This is a genomic window from Paenibacillus sp. CAA11, assembly GCF_003060825.1.
GTDB lineage: Bacteria > Bacillota > Bacilli > Paenibacillales > Paenibacillaceae > Fontibacillus.
Window position 1 is genome coordinate 234,793 of sequence record NZ_CP028922.1, and the last position, 19,539, is coordinate 254,331.

At 41.8% G+C, this 19,539-nt stretch carries 18 protein-coding genes and 1 pseudogene; 14 read left to right on the top strand and 5 right to left on the bottom strand.

The genetic code is table 11. The features are described from left to right. Nucleotides 1–88: 88 nt before the first annotated feature. The gene (locus tag DCC85_RS01195; protein ID WP_108463926.1) at nt 89–1,399 is read right to left on the bottom strand and encodes a sensor histidine kinase; all 1,311 of its coding nucleotides are present in this window, start codon (nt 1,397–1,399) and stop codon (nt 89–91) included. After that, nucleotides 1,380–2,123, bottom strand: coding sequence for a LytR/AlgR family response regulator transcription factor (locus tag DCC85_RS01200; RefSeq protein ID WP_159081730.1), 744 nt, complete (start codon nt 2,121–2,123; stop codon nt 1,380–1,382). Before DCC85_RS01200 ends, DCC85_RS01195 begins: the two co-directional genes overlap by 20 nt. A gap of 221 nt (nt 2,124–2,344) precedes the next feature. On the opposite strand from DCC85_RS01200, the gene DCC85_RS01205 reads away from it, so the two are divergent. From DCC85_RS01205 to DCC85_RS01255, 11 genes and pseudogenes are all read left to right on the top strand, one after another. Beyond that, nucleotides 2,345–3,259: an ABC transporter ATP-binding protein gene (locus DCC85_RS01205; protein ID WP_108463928.1), complete on the top strand. Its 915-nt coding sequence runs from the start codon at nt 2,345–2,347 to the stop codon at nt 3,257–3,259. A gap of 1 nt (nt 3,260) precedes the next feature. Continuing rightward, nucleotides 3,261–4,058 carry an ABC transporter permease gene (locus tag DCC85_RS01210; RefSeq protein WP_108463929.1) on the top strand — a complete coding sequence of 266 codons (798 nt, stop codon included), beginning with the start codon at nt 3,261–3,263 and terminating at the stop codon, nt 4,056–4,058. Nucleotides 4,059–4,137: 79 nt separating this feature from the next. Then, nucleotides 4,138–5,904 (top strand): ABC transporter ATP-binding protein, encoded by a 1,767-nt coding sequence (locus DCC85_RS01215; protein ID WP_108463930.1) that lies wholly within the window; start codon nt 4,138–4,140, stop codon nt 5,902–5,904. After that, nucleotides 5,873–7,285 carry a radical SAM protein gene (locus DCC85_RS01220; protein WP_159081731.1) on the top strand — a complete coding sequence of 471 codons (1,413 nt, stop codon included), beginning with the start codon at nt 5,873–5,875 and terminating at the stop codon, nt 7,283–7,285. Before DCC85_RS01215 ends, DCC85_RS01220 begins: the two co-directional genes overlap by 32 nt. Then, nucleotides 7,282–8,337: a TIGR04066 family peptide maturation system protein gene (locus tag DCC85_RS01225; RefSeq protein WP_108463932.1), complete on the top strand. Its 1,056-nt coding sequence runs from the start codon at nt 7,282–7,284 to the stop codon at nt 8,335–8,337. The genes DCC85_RS01220 and DCC85_RS01225 overlap by 4 nt, the downstream gene beginning before the upstream one ends. Before the next feature lie 14 nt (nt 8,338–8,351). Continuing rightward, nucleotides 8,352–8,597, top strand: a complete 246-nt coding sequence (locus DCC85_RS01230) for a hypothetical protein (RefSeq protein ID WP_108463933.1) — start codon at nt 8,352–8,354, stop codon at nt 8,595–8,597. A 741-nt stretch (nt 8,598–9,338) separates the two neighbouring features. Beyond that, nucleotides 9,339–9,578 (top strand): annotated as a pseudogene (locus DCC85_RS01235) (aldo/keto reductase); the annotation flags it as partial. 106 nt (nt 9,579–9,684) lie between these two features. Beyond that, nucleotides 9,685–9,987 (top strand): YfzA family protein, encoded by a 303-nt coding sequence (locus tag DCC85_RS01240; protein ID WP_108463934.1) that lies wholly within the window; start codon nt 9,685–9,687, stop codon nt 9,985–9,987. A 93-nt stretch (nt 9,988–10,080) separates the two neighbouring features. Next, nucleotides 10,081–10,923, top strand: coding sequence for an aldo/keto reductase (locus DCC85_RS01245; RefSeq protein WP_108463935.1), 843 nt, complete (start codon nt 10,081–10,083; stop codon nt 10,921–10,923). A 189-nt stretch (nt 10,924–11,112) separates the two neighbouring features. Further along, the gene (locus DCC85_RS01250) at nt 11,113–11,559 is read left to right on the top strand and encodes a LytTR family DNA-binding domain-containing protein (protein ID WP_108463936.1); all 447 of its coding nucleotides are present in this window, start codon (nt 11,113–11,115) and stop codon (nt 11,557–11,559) included. After that, complete coding sequence (locus DCC85_RS01255; RefSeq protein ID WP_108463937.1) at nt 11,556–11,966, top strand: hypothetical protein; 411 nt, start codon at nt 11,556–11,558, stop codon at nt 11,964–11,966. The genes DCC85_RS01250 and DCC85_RS01255 overlap by 4 nt, the downstream gene beginning before the upstream one ends. Nucleotides 11,967–12,013: 47 nt before the next feature. Here the strand turns inward: DCC85_RS01255 and DCC85_RS01260 are convergent, their stop codons facing one another. Together DCC85_RS01260 and DCC85_RS01265 are read right to left on the bottom strand one after the other, a co-directional pair. Next, complete coding sequence (locus DCC85_RS01260) at nt 12,014–13,681, bottom strand: cellulase family glycosylhydrolase (protein WP_108463938.1); 1,668 nt, start codon at nt 13,679–13,681, stop codon at nt 12,014–12,016. A 133-nt stretch (nt 13,682–13,814) separates the two neighbouring features. Then, complete coding sequence (locus tag DCC85_RS01265; RefSeq protein WP_108463939.1) at nt 13,815–14,249, bottom strand: VOC family protein; 435 nt, start codon at nt 14,247–14,249, stop codon at nt 13,815–13,817. Nucleotides 14,250–14,375: 126 nt separating this feature from the next. Between DCC85_RS01265 and DCC85_RS01270 the strand changes: the two genes are divergently transcribed. From DCC85_RS01270 to DCC85_RS01280, 3 genes are all read left to right on the top strand, one after another. Beyond that, on the top strand, nt 14,376–14,705 hold the full coding sequence (locus tag DCC85_RS01270) for a hypothetical protein (protein WP_108463940.1): 330 nt from the start codon (nt 14,376–14,378) through the stop codon (nt 14,703–14,705). Between the two features lie 38 nt (nt 14,706–14,743). Beyond that, nucleotides 14,744–15,304 (top strand): GNAT family N-acetyltransferase, encoded by a 561-nt coding sequence (locus DCC85_RS01275; protein ID WP_108463941.1) that lies wholly within the window; start codon nt 14,744–14,746, stop codon nt 15,302–15,304. Nucleotides 15,305–15,399: 95 nt separating this feature from the next. Continuing rightward, a complete protein-coding gene (locus DCC85_RS01280) occupies nt 15,400–18,183 on the top strand; it encodes a glycoside hydrolase family 3 C-terminal domain-containing protein (protein ID WP_108463942.1) in 2,784 nt (927 codons plus the stop codon). A gap of 69 nt (nt 18,184–18,252) precedes the next feature. Here DCC85_RS01280 and DCC85_RS01285 read toward each other — a convergent pair whose 3' ends face one another. Then, complete coding sequence (locus DCC85_RS01285; protein WP_108463943.1) at nt 18,253–19,242, bottom strand: dimethylarginine dimethylaminohydrolase family protein; 990 nt, start codon at nt 19,240–19,242, stop codon at nt 18,253–18,255. Between the last annotated feature and the right edge of the window lie 297 nt (nt 19,243–19,539).

A 19,539-nucleotide genomic window follows, 5' to 3' on the forward strand; every position in this document is an offset into this window, starting at 1 on the left:
AGTATTGCTGATTCTTATTGTGGCCAAAGCTTATTTTGTGTAGGCATATCTGGAGTTGAAGGTGTTATGGCTCCACCAAAGGTACATTCTACCAATTGCAAAGGCGCGATTCAATAGATTGGCTGTTCAATGAAATTTGGAATAGAACAATTTCAATTTGAAATATTTGATTTTCATAAGATATGTCCCATAATCCTTGAAGATCCTCCACAACTTTTTTTATATTATTTAAGCCCAAACCATGTCTTGACTTATCTTGCTTGTTTGATATGAACAAACCTTTATGATTTTTTATGATTTTATGGGTATAAGGGTTTACGACCTTTATAAAGAGAGAATCATTCATGTAATGAATGTAAATATTTATATAGGGCTTAGAACCACTTATTTTTCTGCAAGCATCAATTGCGTTATCCAGAATATTTCCCAAAATGATACTCATTGCTATACTATCTAGTTGTAGGCTAGGCGGAATCTGTATGTCCAAATGAACCGGAATATTTAATTCGCGAGCTACTCTTTGCTTATAGTTGATGATGGAATCAATAATAATTGAGCCCGTATTACAACACTCTGACGTTTCATTAATGGTACCTAAAAGAGCATCCAGCTGCTTCATACTGGTTGTCTCATTTCCGGACTTTAATTGCGAGCGCAGGCCTAATAGTATATTTTTAAAATCGTGCTGAAACCTACGCATTTCCTCTTCCCTACTCTTGGTCACTAGGTATTGATGAATGTAATAAGCATTTTGCTGTTCCAGAAGGCTGTTTTTGATGTGGGCAGATTGGATACGCAGGATACGGTCACACAAGACCAGGACCAATAAATTGATAAATAGTAAGCTGCCTGAAAGAACAGGGAACATAGCGGGGTATAATCGATACCATGGATTTGCAGAGATTTGGTGAATTCCTATGATACTGAATAGCGGGCATAAAAAGAGGATCATCCAATACCACTTGCTTAAGTGTCCTTCTCCAATAAATTGGGCTAGTCTTAATATCATTTGCAGAAAAATAAATATAAGAAATTTTGAAAAAAATAATGTAAAGATATATCCTGTCATATCTTGAGCCTGAGCAAGGACAGCTGTATCAGTTAGTATAATCACCACGGTTATTACAAAACCTATCCCCATTTTCCATGCTATTTGACCTTTATAAAGGAAGTTGCATAATAGGATAAGCCCGATATTAAGGCATAAGGTAAGGGCTCCCGACAAAGGGCTGAAGTGTAACGTTAAACTAAGCATATAATATAAGCTATACCCTAGAAATATGAGGGATTTACCAAATACACTTGTTCCAAAGACTTGCTTATAAAAATAATGAATAATAAAAGGAATCGAAATAAATGTGATTGAATAAAACAATTCCTCAATGAGAAAATTGTCCAATTAGATTCCCCCTGAAGTTTAAATAGCTTTTTTTAACGGAAGCTGTATATCGCTCACTAATAGGAATTTCCCGGCCACTTAGCAGTATTATCTTTTTTGCAGTGATTTGTTTCACATGATAAAAATTTATAATGTAAGATTGGTGAATCCGGATAAATTCATCACTAAATAATTTATCGTTTTCCTTATTTAAAGTACTGTAGTACTCAATCGATTGTGTTGATGTGTGAAGAATGACTTTTCGGCAGTTGCTTTCCAGATATATGATTTCCTTGAACGGAATGAGGAGCTCACTGCCTCTTAGTTGTACTGGCAGCAGCCGTCTTCTGTTCGATCTGCGTTTAATTTTTTGGATGGCTATCTCTAACTTTTGCTCAAATTTGGTAGACTGTATAGGTTTACTAATAAAACCTGACGGTTGTACATCAAAAAGCTGCAAGTGATATTCCTCATGACTTGATATGTAAATAAGCTGCACCAGGTCATTATCTTCATCTTCTCTGAGTATATGCCCTACGTCTATTCCATTTAGTCCACTCATTTCAATATCCATCAATATAATTTCATATTGACAGCTATGCCGAATTTCTTCAGTTAGTTTCTCTCCGGAGTAGAATATATCGATCTCTAGGGCCACCTCGTTTTTTTGTTGAAAGGATAATGCTAATTCTGCAATCTGCTCTGCCATTTGAACATCATCTTCGCAAATAGCAATACGAATCACTAGAACCCGCTCCTCTATAATCAATCTATTTTTCCTTTTTATAGATCTAATTAAATTATAATCATATATCTACTTATTTTCAAAAATAATCCAAAACAAATAAAACCGCAAAAATTACATTTTTAATCTCACTTTTTACATCAGGTGCTAACCTTGTTTCGGATTGATGTATTATTCAGTCAGGCAGAATTATTGTTACAGGAAGAGGGTGCGAGGACTTCTTGAATATTCCGGTTTTTGAAGCTAGGGGATTAGGCAAACGATACGGAATGGCATACGCCCTGCAAGATGTTGATATGGTTATAGAACAAGGCGATATCTATGGGCTTATTGGAGAAAATGGTGCAGGCAAGACAACCCTAATGAGGATTATAAGTGGCTTGGTGTATCCATCTGAGGGAAATATAGTCTTATTCGGTCAAAGCAAACCAAGAGATATTATTCAGGCTAGAAAACGACTGGGGATTTTTATTGAGAGACCAGCTTTATATCCACATTTAAGTGCATTTGGTAATCTAAAGTTTTATAGCGGATTATATGGATTTGGTAATAATTCAAGAATTCGTGAAGTTTTGGAGTGGGTATCCTTATCGGATGTAGGAAATAAAAGAGTGTCACAGTTTTCCTTAGGGATGCGTCAAAGATTAGGGCTTGCTATTGCGTTGCTGAATCATCCGAAGTTCCTTATTTTGGATGAACCTATTAATGGGCTTGACCCCGCAGGGATCGTAGAAATAAGAAATATACTGACTAGATTAGTTCATGAAAATGGAGTTAGCATTCTTATTTCTAGTCATATTTTGAGTGAGTTGCAGCTTCTGGCAACGAAGTTTGCTTTTATTCATAAGGGACGATTAATAAAAGAACTAACGCATGAAGATCTGATCCAATCATCGCAAGTACAATATCGAATTAAGACTGCGAACACTTCAGCTGCAGTACAAATACTTCAACAGGAACTCAATATACCCAATATTATGGTTTCCAATGGTTCAGAGGTTTTTATACCAAAAAACAAGATTGAATTAGAGGCTTTGTTATCTATATTTCTTAAAAATGAGATACAGATTGAGGAAATTAGTCTTTCCTCAGTCAACCTTGAGCAATATTACATGGATCTAATAGGGGACAAGTAATATGAAGAATCTTCAAAGGACATTGACTTATTATATCTGGCGCGACCAGACATTCATGGGAATAAGTTTATTTATCCTAATTGTCGGATTTATGCTTCCTATCTGGGTGGGGAATAAGACAGGATTTCAGTTTGATAACTGGATGGCACCATTAACCTTAGTTACCCCATTGTCACTGTTTTTTTATTTTGTAATTCCTCTGTATTTAAGCTTTTTCCTTACAGAGGGCTTCGAGTATGGTTCAATCAAACATGTTATTGCTTCTGGTTATAGCAGAACAAACTATATAATGGGGAAATACCTATCATCAATAAAAGTGATTGTATGGTGGATAGTTCAGTTTTTCGGAGTCTTCTATATTGTATATTTATTAGCCGCTTTGGTGTCCGGTTCGAGTATAAAGCACGTGAATTTAGGGCATGACTCGATGGTCTCCGTAAGTGTAATATTGCTCAATGTTCTATATTTAGCTGCTTATGCGGCGATTATTATGCTAATAGGTGTCATGGTAAAACGAACAGCAACTGCTGTAGTTGCAACTTTCATCGTGGTATTTGGGGATTTTATGATAAGCGGGTATTTTAGGGAGAGCTCGTCAGATTTCTTATTGTGGTTATCTAATCATACATTTACAACACAGATTATGAAATTTTCAGGAATCTACGTCTTAAATTCCGAACAAATTTTACTATCCGGAATTTCAGAATATTCTATGACACTGGTTATTCCCCTTATCTGGATAAGCTTGTGCTTAAGTCTAACCTACCTACTATTTAGAAGACAGGATATCCAATTCTAGGGTTAAATCACATTTTTTACTCCTAGGATCCTGGTGTCCATTTCTATGGTATTGATTTAACAGACTGGGGGAATTTAATGTGAGTCAAAAGGTGTATTTGAGTGTCTTAGAACTTTTTAAACCTTATAAAAAAAATATTGTTGTGATCAGCATTGTAACATTACTAACCTCAGTGGGGAGCTTTCTAACTCCATGGCTAACCCAACAGCTTATTGATAAAGGGATTATGCAATCGGATTTTAATCAAGTTTTACAATTGGTTACTTTACTTTTTCTGGTTTTCCTTGTTCAGCAGATTTTTGGCCTTATTCAATTTTACTTTTATCGAGACCTAAGTGTAAGAATTCCTTACGACCTAAATTATAAAGCTTGCAAACATGTATTGAAACTGAAATCGAAATATTTTAAAGAAAGAAACTTTTCAGAGGTAATGTCAGAGATATTTCAGGATATTAATAATATATCTTCGCTAACAGGGAACCAATTTTTAACTTCATTCGTCAGTTTGTTCAAAATAGTAGCAGGTTTAATTGCATTATTTTTTATAAATTGGAAGTTGACATTAATTATGCTTGCAACTATACCAATAAAGTTGCTAATTAGCGTATTCTTTTATAAGAAACAAGTCAGGATTTACGAGCTCATTATGTCTTTACAATCAAAGTTCGCTGTTTGGCTTAGTGATACCATTAGCGGAATGACTATCATTAAAATGTGGGGAATAGGTAATCAACGGATAAAGAAACTGCTTAATATATTGGAAGATAGTAAAACAGCAAAAGCGAAATTAATGTGGTGTAGCTATGTAGACAGTATAGCCAGTTCTTCTTTAGTAACAGTGTTTACATTTCTATTGTATGTATTTGGAGCTTTACTCATTAATAAGAATGACATAACAATAGGGGGACTTGTATCCTTTGTGGCTTATACTGCTTTAGTTTTTGAGCCAATAAATATATTGTCGTACCTAATGACACAATTCTCTAGTGTAAAACCAGCATTTACAAGATTCATAAAATTTATTAGTACAGATACTGAAAATGATAAGAGTAATTCGGCTCATCTACCCTCTAGCGTTCAGATTGAGAATATAACCTTTGATCATGTTTCCTTATTCTATGATAAGGAGAGAGTCTTAAATAATATTAGCTTCTCTATTTATAAAGGAGAAAGAGTTGCTATTATTGGCCCAAATGGTAGCGGGAAATCTTCTCTTATTAGTTTATTACTAAGACTTAATGATCCAGATGGAGGAAGGATAGAGATTAACGGTACAGATATAAGTGATTACACTTTTGACTCATACAGGGCATTGTGGAGTTATATGGCTCAAGATAATTACATTTTCAATGATACAATAGCCAATAATATTAATATCGATGAAACACTAACTAAAGGGCAAATCCTCGAAAGCTGTGCAAAATCAGGAGCTATGAACTTCATTGAGAAGTTACCTAATAGACTTAATACCCCTGTAGGTTTTAACGGATCTAAATTATCTGGAGGACAACGTCAGAAGGTTGCGTTAGCTCGGGCACTTAGTAAAAGAAACACAAAAATTCTAGTGCTTGATGAGGCAACTTCTAATTTTGATTATCCTTCAGAGCAACTATTTTTTGACACAATTATGGCCTCGGAAGACCGTTATATAACAATCATAATTACTCATAGACCAGAATTACTTAAGAAAGTGGATAAAATTATTTATTTAAATAAAGGAAGTATTGGTGGAATAGGAACTTTTGAATTTCTTTATTCTAATTCAGATAGTTTTAAAGATTATCTTGAATATGTTAAGAAAGAGGAGGACCAATATGCCGTTTATTCCTTTTCAAACCAGACCTAGTCTCTTTTATGTTTATGATATGAATAAAAATAGTATCTTTAAAATTAAAAGCCAACAATTTGAGTCGTTAATAAATATTAGTAATGGATCTACTGATAAAAAGGATTTGGAGATATATGAAGAGTTTCGAACAAAAGGTATGTTGTTAGATTCACCAATTGAGAAAGTTGAACATCCCGCTACAGAATTACTGGATCAACAGCTGGAAAGATGTGTGAATTCTATCACATTTCAGATGACACAGAATTGTAATTTAAGATGTGGTTATTGCCCATACTCAAATTTTGGTATCTATGATAACCGACCCCATAGTTCAAAGCATGTATCCCTGGAAATATTGCATAAAGGTATAGATTTTTTAATAGATCACTCTAAAGATGTGGATCATTTACATGTTTCATTTTATGGAGGAGAGCCGCTATTAGCAAAGGATTTAATAATTGAAACTATAAAATATACAAATAATAGGGTGAATGGTAAAGGGATTTCATATGGAATGACTACAAACGGGACTTTGCTTAAAGATGATTTTATCAGGCAAATAAAAGATTTTGATATTTCAATTATGATTAGTTTAGATGGTCCTGAAAAAGTTCACAATATCCACAGAACCTATGTTAATGGTAAAGGTTCGTACGAGACAGTATACGAAAATATCAATTTCATAAAAAAGAGCTATCCAGAGTTATATAAAAAAATAAAATTTAATACTGTAATTAGTCCTGGTAGTAACTATGAAGAAATTTATCAATTTTTTAGAAACGAAGAATTAGCTGACTTTTCAAAAGTAAGTCTTAATACCCTTTCAACAAACTATACTGAGGAGACTTTCTATTATGGGTCTAGTTTTTTCGAAGAGAGAAACTTCGAATTATTAAAAACGATTCTTTTATTATTGGGAAAGTTAAAAAATGAACCAATTACACATCATAAGAATGACATTGAATCTTTATTTAGCTTGAAAGAATTTTTTACTCCGATAAAGGAAACTTCGAAGGTTGCTCATCCCTCTGGCACCTGTATTCCGGGGCTAAAAAAACTATTTGTTGATGTAGATGGTAACTTCTTTCCATGTGAAAGAATTGATGAGAATTCAGATTTTATGAAATTGGGGAGCGTTGATAAAGGTTTTAATATTGATAAAGTACGAGAAATTCTAAACGTTGGAACGGTGACTGAGGATGTTTGTAAAAACTGTTGGGCTTTCCACTGTTGTTCCTTCTGTCCTGCTTCAACTGATAATGGAAAAGAGAATAAGTATGTAAGAAACTATAAATTAAAAAAATGCCATAAAGTAAAAGAACAAGCCTTGGAAAAGTTAAAAAATTATACTCTTTTGAGAGAATATAAATTCCAATTCAATAAGGAGTTGATTTTATGAAGGAGCGTATCGCTATATATCCATTTACGAGAGAATTAAGTTCTTTTATTTTATACAAAGATCAACTTAAAAATTACGAATTGGTTTTTGCTATTACTCCTAGAGGATGGGATAAGTTTGAAGATCAAAAGGATCGGTTTGCGAAAATAGTACTGGATGAAGACACATTTTATTTAAATCAATGTATTAATTATGTTGATGTTTTATTACTTTGCAAACCGATCTTGAATGTTGACCTTTCCTTATATGAGAATATCATAAAGCTAGCAAAAATAAATGGAGTCAAAGTAGTATATGTTGAAGAATTAGAAGCATTACTCATAAATAGGATTCAAAATAACTGGGAATGTTTAAAGTCACATGAAATTGTAGAAGTAAAAAGGCAAGAACAATCGAGTATTGAGGTACCCGTCATTTCAGTTATAGGTATAGGGGAAAATTGCGAAAAATGGGATGTTCAACTCGGTTTACGTGACTTTTTTCTCAAAAAGGGCTATAAAGTCAGTTTAATATCTAACAACAAGCTATTAAAATTATTTGGAGCATCCATTTTTCCTCCAGTTATTAATAGTACCGAATATAAATTTGAGCAGCAGGTTGGAGCAATAAATTCTTATATAAAGAAAGTTGAATTAATGGATTCTCCAGACTTGATAATTATTGGTGTCCCCGGAGGAATAATGAGATATAACAGGTATGTTCATAATGGTTTTGGATATGCTCCCTTTTTAGTAAGTAATGCGTTTATACCTGATATCACGGTTGTTAGTCTCTACTGTGGTTATTATGAGAAAGAACAATTAGAAGAAATAAAAAGAACCTGCTTGTACAAATTAGGAGTTAATGCAAACTACTTTCATATTTCGTCTAAAGTTAGCCAATATAATTTGGAGTCTAAACAAATAGATTATTTTTCTATTGATCAAAACTATGTCAATGAACTTGTTGAAAAAAATAGTATTAACGGCGCCTTTTTCAACATTAATAAAGAACCAAAAGAAGTATTTCAAAGAATCCTGGAAGAACTACATCATAATATTCCTGTTATGTAAGGGGGTTAAATCTGATGGATCAAAATCATCTCTATAAAATTATTCGGGAAACAGTTTCTCTATATATTGAAGAATATGATGATGATACAAATCTATTGGGAATCACACCAGTTAGAAATATTATATACATTTTATCAGATTTAGAAAAAGGCTTAAGTTTCGTAATTGATGATTTCTTTATAAATGAAGTAAAGCAGTTTAGTATTGATAACTTATGTAAAGTGATACCAAAATACTTATTTCAAACAGCGAATAATTAAAATTCACTATGAGATTGTTAGATATAAGAGATGTATTCAAAACAGAAGATCAAGCTATAGAAAGAGGTGAAAGACATGCTGGAATTGAATAAAAATGCATCGCAACAAGCTGCTCCTGATGTATCGACATTTGCAACTTGCTGGTGTATGTGTCTATGCCTTATATTTACTGAGAAAAGACATAACGATCAGTTAGACGCGCTCAATGGTGTTAAAAACTAATACTGTTTTAGCTAACGTTATATCTATATCTTTATAAGTTAACAATTGGCAAGCCTTTTCTATAAGAAATTAGTTTTAACTTCTGTTTTGGATACATCCCTTATGTTTAGCATTTTCCTTGTATTTAGAAGAAGTACGACAACTAAGTTTTAGTGAAGTAGCCGTATATAATATAGATATTTATTTGTTTGTTGACACTTTTATTGGAGATAAACCTACAACCATATACTTTTTTTGAAAATAAAAAAACACCTTATAAGAGTATGAAGTGCACCCCTTAGAATAGGCATTGGAAAAACCCCAGGGTTAACCGATGAATTCTAAGGGGGTATTTTTATGGAAACTAAAGGTCAAAAGTTTAAGATTAAATTGAACTATTTTACTTTTAGAATATGTTGGAATCCCTATGAAATACTAAATATAACGGATTCTCGATTTTGTTTACCCAATCCAGATCCAATGAAGTTTATCTTATACGAAGGTAATGATGATACCCTATATATAACTAAAGAAAAGGAGATAAGCCAGCAAATTTCGGAAAAGGTGCTGAATGAGGGGCTGAAGGTGCCTGTGATTGGCCTCGGAACATACAGTCTTAAGAGAGAAAAAGGTGTTAAGGCGATGGCGGGGGCTATAGATGCCGGTTACCGTCTGCTTGATTCGGCGTTTAATTACGAGAATGAGGGGGCACTTGGTAAGGCGATTCGGCAGAGCTCTGTTCACAGAGAAGAGCTGTTGGTCTACTCGAAGCTGCCTGGGTCCTTATTCAACTAACAACAACGGATTATATATTTTTACTTTTTGGAAAATCCCTTAGTTTTCCGTATAATTAAAAAGGTGATATTTGGGAAGGGAGAGATACTGTTTGGCTGACAGACAAAAGCGAGTTTCATTTTTTAAAAAATCTTGGGTATCAAAAATTAGTGTATTTGTATTGTCACAAATCATTTTTATTTTCTTTGAAAACACAGGGTGGATGCCAAATTATAGAGATATTGATGGAACATTTTTTGGGAGAATTACGGAGTCGTCAATTTTTAAAGAGTGGTTTACCTTTTACGAAACACCACAATTGAATTTGCTAACCGTCTTTTTCGCCATCTTTTTCCTTGTGCCTGGAATAATTAGTGCGATAATTTCGCTAAGTAAGCAAACTAAACATGAATAAAGGTTATCCATAGCAATCCAGATCCGGTGAAGTTTATCTTATACGAAGGTAATGATATCCTATATAACAAAAGACAAAGGAGGCTTTCTTAAGATGAACCAGCAAATTCCGGAAAAGGTGCTGAATGATGGGCTAAAGGTACCTGCCATCGGCCTGGGGACATACAGTCTTAAGGGAGAAGAAGGTGTGAAGGCGATGGCGGGGGCTATAGACGCTGGTTACCGGCTGCTAGATTCGGCGTTTAATTACGAGAATGAAGGAGCTCTTGGCAAGGCGATTCGGCAGAGCTCTGTACCTAGAGAAGAGCTGTTAATCTGCTCGAAGCTGCCTGGGCGCCGCCATGCTTATCAGGAAGCATTGATGGCCATTGAGGAGTCGCTATATCGGGCAGGCCTGGATTATTACGACCTCTACCTGATTCACTGGCCTAACCCCAAGCGCGATCAGTATGTGGAGGCCTGGCAGGCTATGATCGAAGCGAAGAAGCGGGGCTATATCCGCTCGATTGGGGTTTGTAACTTCCTACCGGAGCATAATGAGCGCCTTATTCAGGAGACTGGGGTAGCGCCGAGCCTGAACCAGGTGGAGCTTCATCCTTTCTTCGACCAAGCTTACCAGCGGACGAAGGATGCGGAGCATGGCATTGTGACTGAATCATGGAGCCCGCTGGGCCGCGGCCACAGCATCCTGCAGGATGAGAAGATCGGCAAGGTAGCTGCCGCTCACGGGAAGACGGTCACTCAAGTCATTCTGCGCTGGCATATCCAGCTGGGAGCGATTCCGATTCCCAAAGCGGCCTCCTTGAAGCACCAGAAGGAGAATCTGGAGATTTTTGGTTTCGAGCTGTCGGAAGAAGAGATGAGTGTCATCTCCTCATTCAGCCGCGAGGATGGACGTCTATGGGGACAAGATCCGAGTGTTTATGAAGAGCTGTAGCTACATAGCTAATGTATAGCAGAGAAGCATCAATCCCAAGGGATCGGTGCTTTTTTGCTGTATTCATATTAACCATAATGACAAGATAGTTAATGTAACAAAACTACAAGATTTTGCAACAAAACGCGAAAAAGTAGTGTTTGCTTGGTTTAGCCTATAATATGGGTTTTGAGAGAGGAGGACATCGAAATGCAGTTCATATTTGAGGCGGATCCCGGCATGGACCAGGGGACTGCCAGAGTTACCACCCATCCCCAGGAGAAAGCACAGTGGGGGAGCATTAAAGAAGCTATTAGCCAGACTGAGAAGAAAATTATTGCGATCAGAGCCCGGAACAACCGTCAAATTCCGCTCCCGGTGAGTTCTATAGCTGTTATCCAATCCGAGGATCGGATGTGCTGCGTCCGAGTGATTACGGGAGAAATGTACCTGATCCCAAAACGATTAAAATTTGTGGAAGAAGACCTAAGCAAGTCCTGCTTCTTGAAGATCAACAATCAAACGGTGATCAACACTCGTTATATTAAGGAGTTCTCCTCAACCGAGCATGCGAGAATCGAAGTTACGCTGAAAGATGGCACCAGCTATTTAGTAAGCCGGCATTATATCAAGAAATTTAGGGGGAGTTTGACATGATTCATCAGTTAAAGCAATCGTTTTTTCAAGTATTCACCATCACCATGTTGTGGGTCATTCTGTTGTTAACGGTGTTCTTCAGAGACCATCCCATCCCCATGCTCTATCTATGGAATGTGGCGGGTATCGCTTTGATTGCTGCTGCGCTGTTTGGGGTTATGTACAACGCTTTGTGGAATTATTTCACGTTAAAGCCGGCATGGAACATCCTGATTTCTTCATCCTTCAACATCGCTGGCGGGTTAGCCGGAATATGGCTGTTCTCTACAGATATGTTCAGCATAGTTATCCCTTGGTGGCCAGGAATGCTGCTCTTATCGGTCATCCTGCATACGATAGCCTTCTATTTTTATGCTAAGAAGGACAGCAAGAGAAGCGCGGAGGCGCTGAATCGAATTCTTAAATAGAGATGTTAAAAATGGGGGAATCGCAGTGATTCCCCCTGTGTTCTATATTATGACGGCTCAACGCCATAGATTAGCTTGCCTTTATAGTACACCGTTATCCGCTTATTCGCGGAATAATCGGTCATGGCAGGAACGAAGGAGTAGTCGTCTGCCTGATTGTATGCGGCCCAGTTATCTTTGTGTATGCGGAACTGAATATCCCCAGTGCTGCCCAAAGCGGCCAGATGGCCTGCATCAGGTGCGAATGAAAACTCTGCATACGTATCAGCTCCAGCAACAGGAGTCTTGAGCGGAACAACCTTTGTGAGCAAATGCGATTTGCCTATCTGTGCATAATCGATTTCAACCGTCTGAGCCGAGCTGTCTTCACTTGTATACCAATAGCGGATCGTCAGCTCATGCAGCGGTAGTGGAGTCTTGGAACCATTATGAAGCTGCAGACTGGCCCGAATGGCATTCGATTCGGAATTCGTCTCCCCGGCACGGTAGAAAGGGGTCGCCTGAATAGACTCCGGCTCCGGCTCTCCTCCAGGGCTGCCAATAGGCGTGAAGGTTACCGGTTTCATGAGGCGCTTTAGCATCTCCTGCTTCGGCCGGTTCCAGGTGGCCCAGTCATCGAGCAGCAGCCCTCCGGTGTCTCCGCTGTTCGGGTTCAGCGTCCAATAGGTCCAGTACAGCTTATGGTCTTTGATATAATCTACGAGCGCATTTTGCCACTGGCCTTCCGCGGAAGTGGTATCGACACTTCGTCCGCCAAATTCGCCTACAAGTAGTGGTGCAATGCCTTCCCTACTAATATAACCCCAGGTTGCATCCCATAGGGCAGGCAGATTCGCGGGAAAGCTCGGGTCGCTGAACCAGGACTGGGAGGCTACGCCAGGACCGTAATCATGCGGGGAGTAAACCAGCCGCCCAGGCACCTTCAGCTCTACGGGATAATTCCGTACACCCGTTAAATTGCCGCCCCACCAATACTTACTGTCATTGCCCTTTACGTTCTTCTCAATTCCTTCAACGATGATCAGCCAGTTCGGGTTCGCTTCCAGAATGGCATTCCCTGCCCGCTGTGCAGCAAGGCGCCAGTCTGTGGCTGGATCGCCCGTTCCCCAGCTGGCCGGTCCATGCGGCTCGTTATGCAGATCTGCCCCAATCACTGTAGGGTTGCCTGCATACCGCTTAGCCAGCATTACCCAGTCGCTGATCCAGCGTTCTTCAGGATAGGCAGCCGTGTACCACAGCTCGGATTGGCCGCCAGAATCTGGCCGGTGCCGGTCCAGGAAGATGCGAATGCCGCGCTCCCCGGCCTTCTCGATCAGCTTATCCATGATCTCGATAGGCTTCAAGCCCGCCAGATCAGGGTTCTTGGCAACATCGATACTGTTGGCCCGGGAGTCGGCATCGAACATTTGGCTTGAGAAGGGCAGCCGGATCAAGTTATAGCCCTCGGCTTTTACCTGATCCAGCATATCATCCATGGAACGAGACCAGAGTCCGTGTGGAGAGTAGTTGCTGGTCTCAAAGCCAAACCAGTTCAGCCCATTAAATACGGCCGTGTTCCCATCAGCATCCACAATGCGGCTGCCCTCGGTGTGGAAATAGCCTGGGGCTCCTTCCGCTTTCTGTGCATGGGCATTTCCGCCCGCATACGTTAAGGCGCCAGCGAGCAGCGTAAGTGCTAAGAGCAGCTTCCCGGTGCTTTTTAATTTTAAGATCATGCTCTGCCTCCTCATTCTTTAGGAATTGTATCAAGACTGTATATCATACGAGGAGAAGGAAAGCGTATTCACGTCCTCTGTAAATTTTACTGTTGACGATCTTGTGACATGGTCGTAAAGAAAGCTCTACGGTCTATTCAATAATCAGCATATCATTCTCATCAAACTGCCAGGAATCCGCATAGGCCACTTCCCAGTAATAGCCGTCCGGATCTCTGAAATACCCGCTATAGCCGCCCCAGAATACAGTCTCAGGCATTTTGGCAATGCTTCCACCGATCTCTTCAATCTTTTGAAAAATGGCGTCGACTTCTTCCTTGGACTTGGCGTTGTAGGCTAAGGTGATCCCTGGAAATCCAGTCCCTGGCTGCGGCGGGGCGTCTGCATGGATATCCTTGGCCAGCTCTTCCAAGGGGAACAGCTCCAGCTTGGTGCCGTTGTTGTTGAAGAACACGATTCCCGGCTGCTCCTCTTTGCTGGACGTAGTGAAGCCTAATCCATCCCGGTAAAAAGAACGGGACTTGGCAATATCACGGACTCCTAAGCAGATTAGATTGATGCGGTTCATAGGCAAACTCCTTTAATTTATTTTTTTAATAGTACCACTATATAGGGAAAGGACATATACGTTTATGGTAATATTTGGTATATGGGTAGGCCTGTTGAACATGATGTAAGGGGGGGGGGATAGTGCTTGAAGAAGAAGATCCTCGTGTCGCTTGCCGCGCTTTCGCTGTTAGTCCTGATCGTCTGGACGGTGGATTATACAGTCAAAGATAAGCGGTTTGAGAGGCAGCTCGATAAAGAGTCGAAAGTGCTAACTCAGCTTTTTATCTCAAAGGTTAAGGATTTCCTTCCGCTGAGTCAGGAGGAAAGGAAGCTTGTCGAACAATATAGAGCGAAGTACACGGACGATGCCAAGTTCAGCCAGGATCAAGAAAGGTTGGCTAGGGATATTGCAGAAAGTAGATTGGATCAATTCAACAGCTATTTGCAGGAACTCAGGGAGGAATTGCGAATATAGGGGGGAGCTTCTCTATTTATATAAAAGGAGATCTGGATATGGAGATCAAGGTGCTTAAACGTTATACATTGGAAGACCAAAGGGAGCTGGGGGAATATGGCTATACAACTTTTGAGAAATATAAGGTCAAGAAGGAAGAGACGGCATGCAAGACTACCATCACTGTAGAACTCGTTCATTTAGAAGAAGCGTATGTGAAAGAATACGAAAAAGACGCTGCAGACTTTGACAAGTATGAACAAATCCTTTCCTACGGCTTCTCCCTCGGGGCCTTCGCCAATAATGAGCTGCTGGGCGTGGCGATCTGCGAACCTTATTATTGGAACAACACTTTGTTTATATGGAATTTCCATGTGTCAGGAAGGCACCGGAGAACCGGTGTAGGCAGAAGGCTCATGCAGGCTGTGGAGGAGCTGGCAAGACGTGAAGGATTCAGAGTGATCGGGCTGGAGACTCAGAATACAAATGTGCCTGCGGTTCAATTTTATAAGAGCTGTGGCTATGAACTAGGGGGAATCGATTTGTCTTACTATACTAATGATGATGTTGAGAACGGGGAGGTGGCTATTACTATGAAGAAGAAACTAGACAGAACATAAAAATAGTACTAGATTCGTACGATTCTATTATAGAAATAGCTGTCGTTTTCTTATATGATCTACATAAATACAGGAAAGATTTGGAGGATGAGTAGATGAGTATAGAGAAAATTGGAATTCCATTGGAAGGGTTTCCAGAGTTCAGCAGAAAGGTAGCAGCAGAGGGTGCCGTATTGTTGAAGAATGAAGGCCAGGTGCTTCCCATTCGAAATGATGAAAGCGTTTCGATTTTTGGCAGAACCCAGGTGAATTATTATCGAAGCGGTACGGGATCAGGGGGCAGCGTGCATGTGGCGTATACAACCCATCTGCTCGGCGGCTTGCGGGATAAGAAGAGCATTAAGGTCAATGAGGAACTGGCCGCAGTATACGAGAAATGGATTGAGCAGAATCCATTTGATAATGGCGGAGGCGGATGGGCCGCAGAGCCGTGGCATCAGAAGGAAATGCCCTTGACGGATGAGCTGGTTGCAGAGGCCAGAAGCAAGTCCGATAAAGCTGTTGTAGTCATTGGACGGACAGCAGGTGAAGATCAAGATAATGCCATTGAGCCGGGAAGCTATCTGCTGACCGAAGACGAGAAGGCGATGCTGAAGGCAGTCACCCGGCATTTCGAACAGACCGTGGTTGTGCTGAATGTATCCAATATTGTGGATATGAGCTGGTTGAGTGCTGCCGATTACGTACACCCGATTGCGGGCGTTATCTACGCCTGGCATGGCGGCATGGAGGGGGGAAATGCCATTGCCGATGTGCTTGCCGGAGAGGTGACGCCAAGCGGTAAATTAACCGATACCATTGCCTATTCCATTGAGGATTATCCATCGACCCGCAATTACGGGAACGAATTCAAAAATTTCTACCAAGAAGATATTTATGTGGGCTACCGGTATTTCGAGACGTTCTGCCCGGATAAGGTGCAGTTCGCATTCGGGTTTGGCCTGTCTTATACGGAGTTCAGTGTGGAGCCTGAAGAGGCCAAGCTGACTACCAGAGACGGAGAACTATATATTGAAGTGACTGTTGCGGTAAAAAACACGGGCAGCACCTTTGCAGGCAAGGAAGTTGTTCAGGTCTATGTGGAAGCGCCGCAAGGCAAGCTGGGCCAGCCGGCCAGAGCACTGGCTGCGTTCGGGAAGACCGGCCTGCTGCAGCCGGGACAGTCGGAGCGTCTGACGATCAGTTTCCCTGTAAGAGCTATGGCTTCTTATGATGATGGCGGTGTAACGGGCCACCGGTCCGCCTATGTGCTAGAAGCGGGGACATACAAGGTCTATGCGGGCAGCAGTGTGAAGAATGCCGCGCTTGTCAGTGTAGACGGACAACCCGGCTACGTGGTGGAAGAGCTTCAAGTGGTGGAGCAGCTGGAAGAGGCGCTGGCGCCGACGGAGAGCTTCACCCGGATGAAGCCGGGTGCGCGCAAGGAGGATGGCACCTATGAGCTAACCTTCACAGAGGTGCCGCTGCAGAAGGTTTCGATGGAGGAGCGGATCAACAGCCGGCTGCCGCAGAGCTTAGAGCAAACCGGCGACCGCGGTTATAAGCTCAAGGATGTGGCTGCGGGCAAAGTGAGCCTGGAGGCCTTCATCGCTCAGCTTAGTGATGAAGATCTGGCCGCGATTGTTCGCGGCGAAGGGATGAGCAGCCCTCTTGTTACGTCGGGAACGGCCTCGGCTTTTGGCGGCGTAAGCGACCAGCTGCTTGGCTACGGCATCCCGGTGGGCTGTACGGCGGACGGACCATCCGGAATTCGGATGGACAGCGGGGAGAAGGCTACCCAGGTATCTATTGGTACCCTGCTTGCTGCCACCTGGAACGTGGATTTGGTTGAAGAGCTCTATGTGATGGAGGGCCGGGAGCTGGTAAGGAATCAGATCGACACCCTGCTTGGGCCGGGTCTCAATATTCGCCGGAGCCCGCTGAATGGGCGGAACTTCGAATATTTCTCAGAGGACCCGTATGTATCCGGCGTATTTGCCGCAGCCTGCACCCGCGGCATTCGGAAGGGCGGCTCCCATGCGACGCTGAAGCATTTCGCCTGCAATAATCAGGAGAAATACCGGAGCAAGGTGGATGCGATTGTCTCCGAGCGCGCGCTGCGGGAGATTTATCTGAAGGGCTTTGAGATCGCCGTGAAGCAGGGCGATGCTCGTTCCGTCATGACTTCTTATAACCCTGTTAACGGGCATTGGGCGGCTTCCAACTATGATTTGAATACGACCATTCTTCGCGGGGAATGGGGCTTTAAGGGTATTGTTATGACCGATTGGTGGGCCGTGATGAACGATGTGGTACATGGAGGGCCTGCGGACAGGAAATATATGAACTGGATGGTTCGCGCACAGAATGATCTATATATGGTCGTGGCAAACTATGGTGCAGAGACCAATGTGTGGGGAGACAATACACTGGAATCTCTAGAGAACGGCACTTTAACCCGTGGGGAGCTTCAGCGCTCAGCGATGAATATTTGTAACTTCCTCATGGAGGCCCCTGTGTTCTCCCGGGATCAGGTGATCGAGGAACATGTGCAGGTCTTCAAAGCTAATGCAGCTCTGAAGGCGGAGCAGGCTCAAGGCTTGGCTGAACAGAATCAGATCAAGTTAACCGCTGATTCGGCTCTGATGAACGTAGTACAGCCCGGAGTATATCGGGTCTTCGTGAATCTCATGTCGCAAGGCAGTGAGCTGGCCCAGAGCGCATGTAATTTGTCACTGAACGGACAGCTGGTTACGACAGTTCAGACGAATGGGACGGATGGGCGCTGGATGACCCAGAAGCTTGTGAAGGTTGAACTTGAGACGGGGCTTTACGAGGTGAAGCTGGATCACATGAAGCCAGGTCTTCAGATCGACTGGATTGAATTCAAGAAGCTATAATCTGAGGTTAACAACATCGGGCGAATCACGCGGCTGACAGGCGGCGTGATTCGCTTTTTTTGTTATGGTCTAGAGCAGCGAATCTCGAAGGAGTGGCAGGGTGCAGCAGTGAATGCCCCCGCCCAGCTTCTCGATTTCGGATATATCTACAGGAATCACCTCAATCCCATGGTGTGACAGCAGGTCCATTGTGTATTTCCCGCTGCTGGAGAACAGCACTCGCCCAGGAGCTACAGCGAGTCCGTTTATGGCAAGGGCCGGGTCTCTAGGATCGACGTGAAGCATTTCGATATGCCTCTGATGAAGCCCGTCCAGGAACCAGAAAGGCAGCAGGGCAATGTTCACCAGAGCCTTATTCTGATCAACCATCAGGAAGGCTTCATCCAAATGAATGATCGATGCCGGGAGCTCCACTGCGATGAGTTCAATGTTCTGGATGGAGAGGATCTGCTTGATCTGCTGAATGCCCTCCGGGTTTACCCGCTCCGACCGGCCGATCACGGCCGTATGCTTGTCCAGCATGATAAAGCTGCCGCCTTCTGCGAAGCCACCTCCCTGAACGGTGCCCAGAATCGGTACGCCAAAGCGGCTAAACGTCTGCTCGGCGAGCCTCGTCTCCCCATAGCGGATGTACAGAGTGAAGCGGGACAGGATGACCCCGCCTGGAATCATCATTCCGAGGTCCCGGGTGAACATCGCTTCCGGCCAGGGATCCGTTTGTCCTTCCAGGTAGACGATCTCGGCTCCTTCCTTCTCAAGCGCACGGGTCAAGGCCTTGTGCTGTGCCTTGACCAGCGCGGGGTCGGGCAGCTCTGATGGGGAATTATTGTGGGTATTTCCTTTAATCTGGTGAAGCAGCAGCGGCCCTGATTCAATCTGTCCGCTCTGCTCATGCAGCTTGGTGATCTCATGACCTGGGCGATGCATGAGCACCTGTCGGATCTGGCCGGTAGGATTGTCGACTCCGAAGTTCTGCCCCCAGATAGTCTCCATGAGCATACGGTTATGAGAATCCTCGCTTACAAGTTTTCTGGACAAGTAAGGGAATTTATAGTGCATGAGATGGTTCTCCTTTACAGCCGGTTTGGATAAATATCATCATTCCCGTTATTGGGCAATTCATAAGTGTGCCACTAATTCACTTGATTGCGCTTGGGTTCTGTCCTTTTCTGCACCTTGAATCGAAGTTTTAATATTAAATTACTAGGAGAGCATATTTTGTAAAAGTATGAAGTTTATATGAATCAATAGGTATATTTCTTTACGAATGGAATAAAAAGTAATTTACTATACTGTATAAGTTGAACTATTGATTTACGGTAGCCGTCCCAGATCTCTTAATTCGCTTCTTCAGAA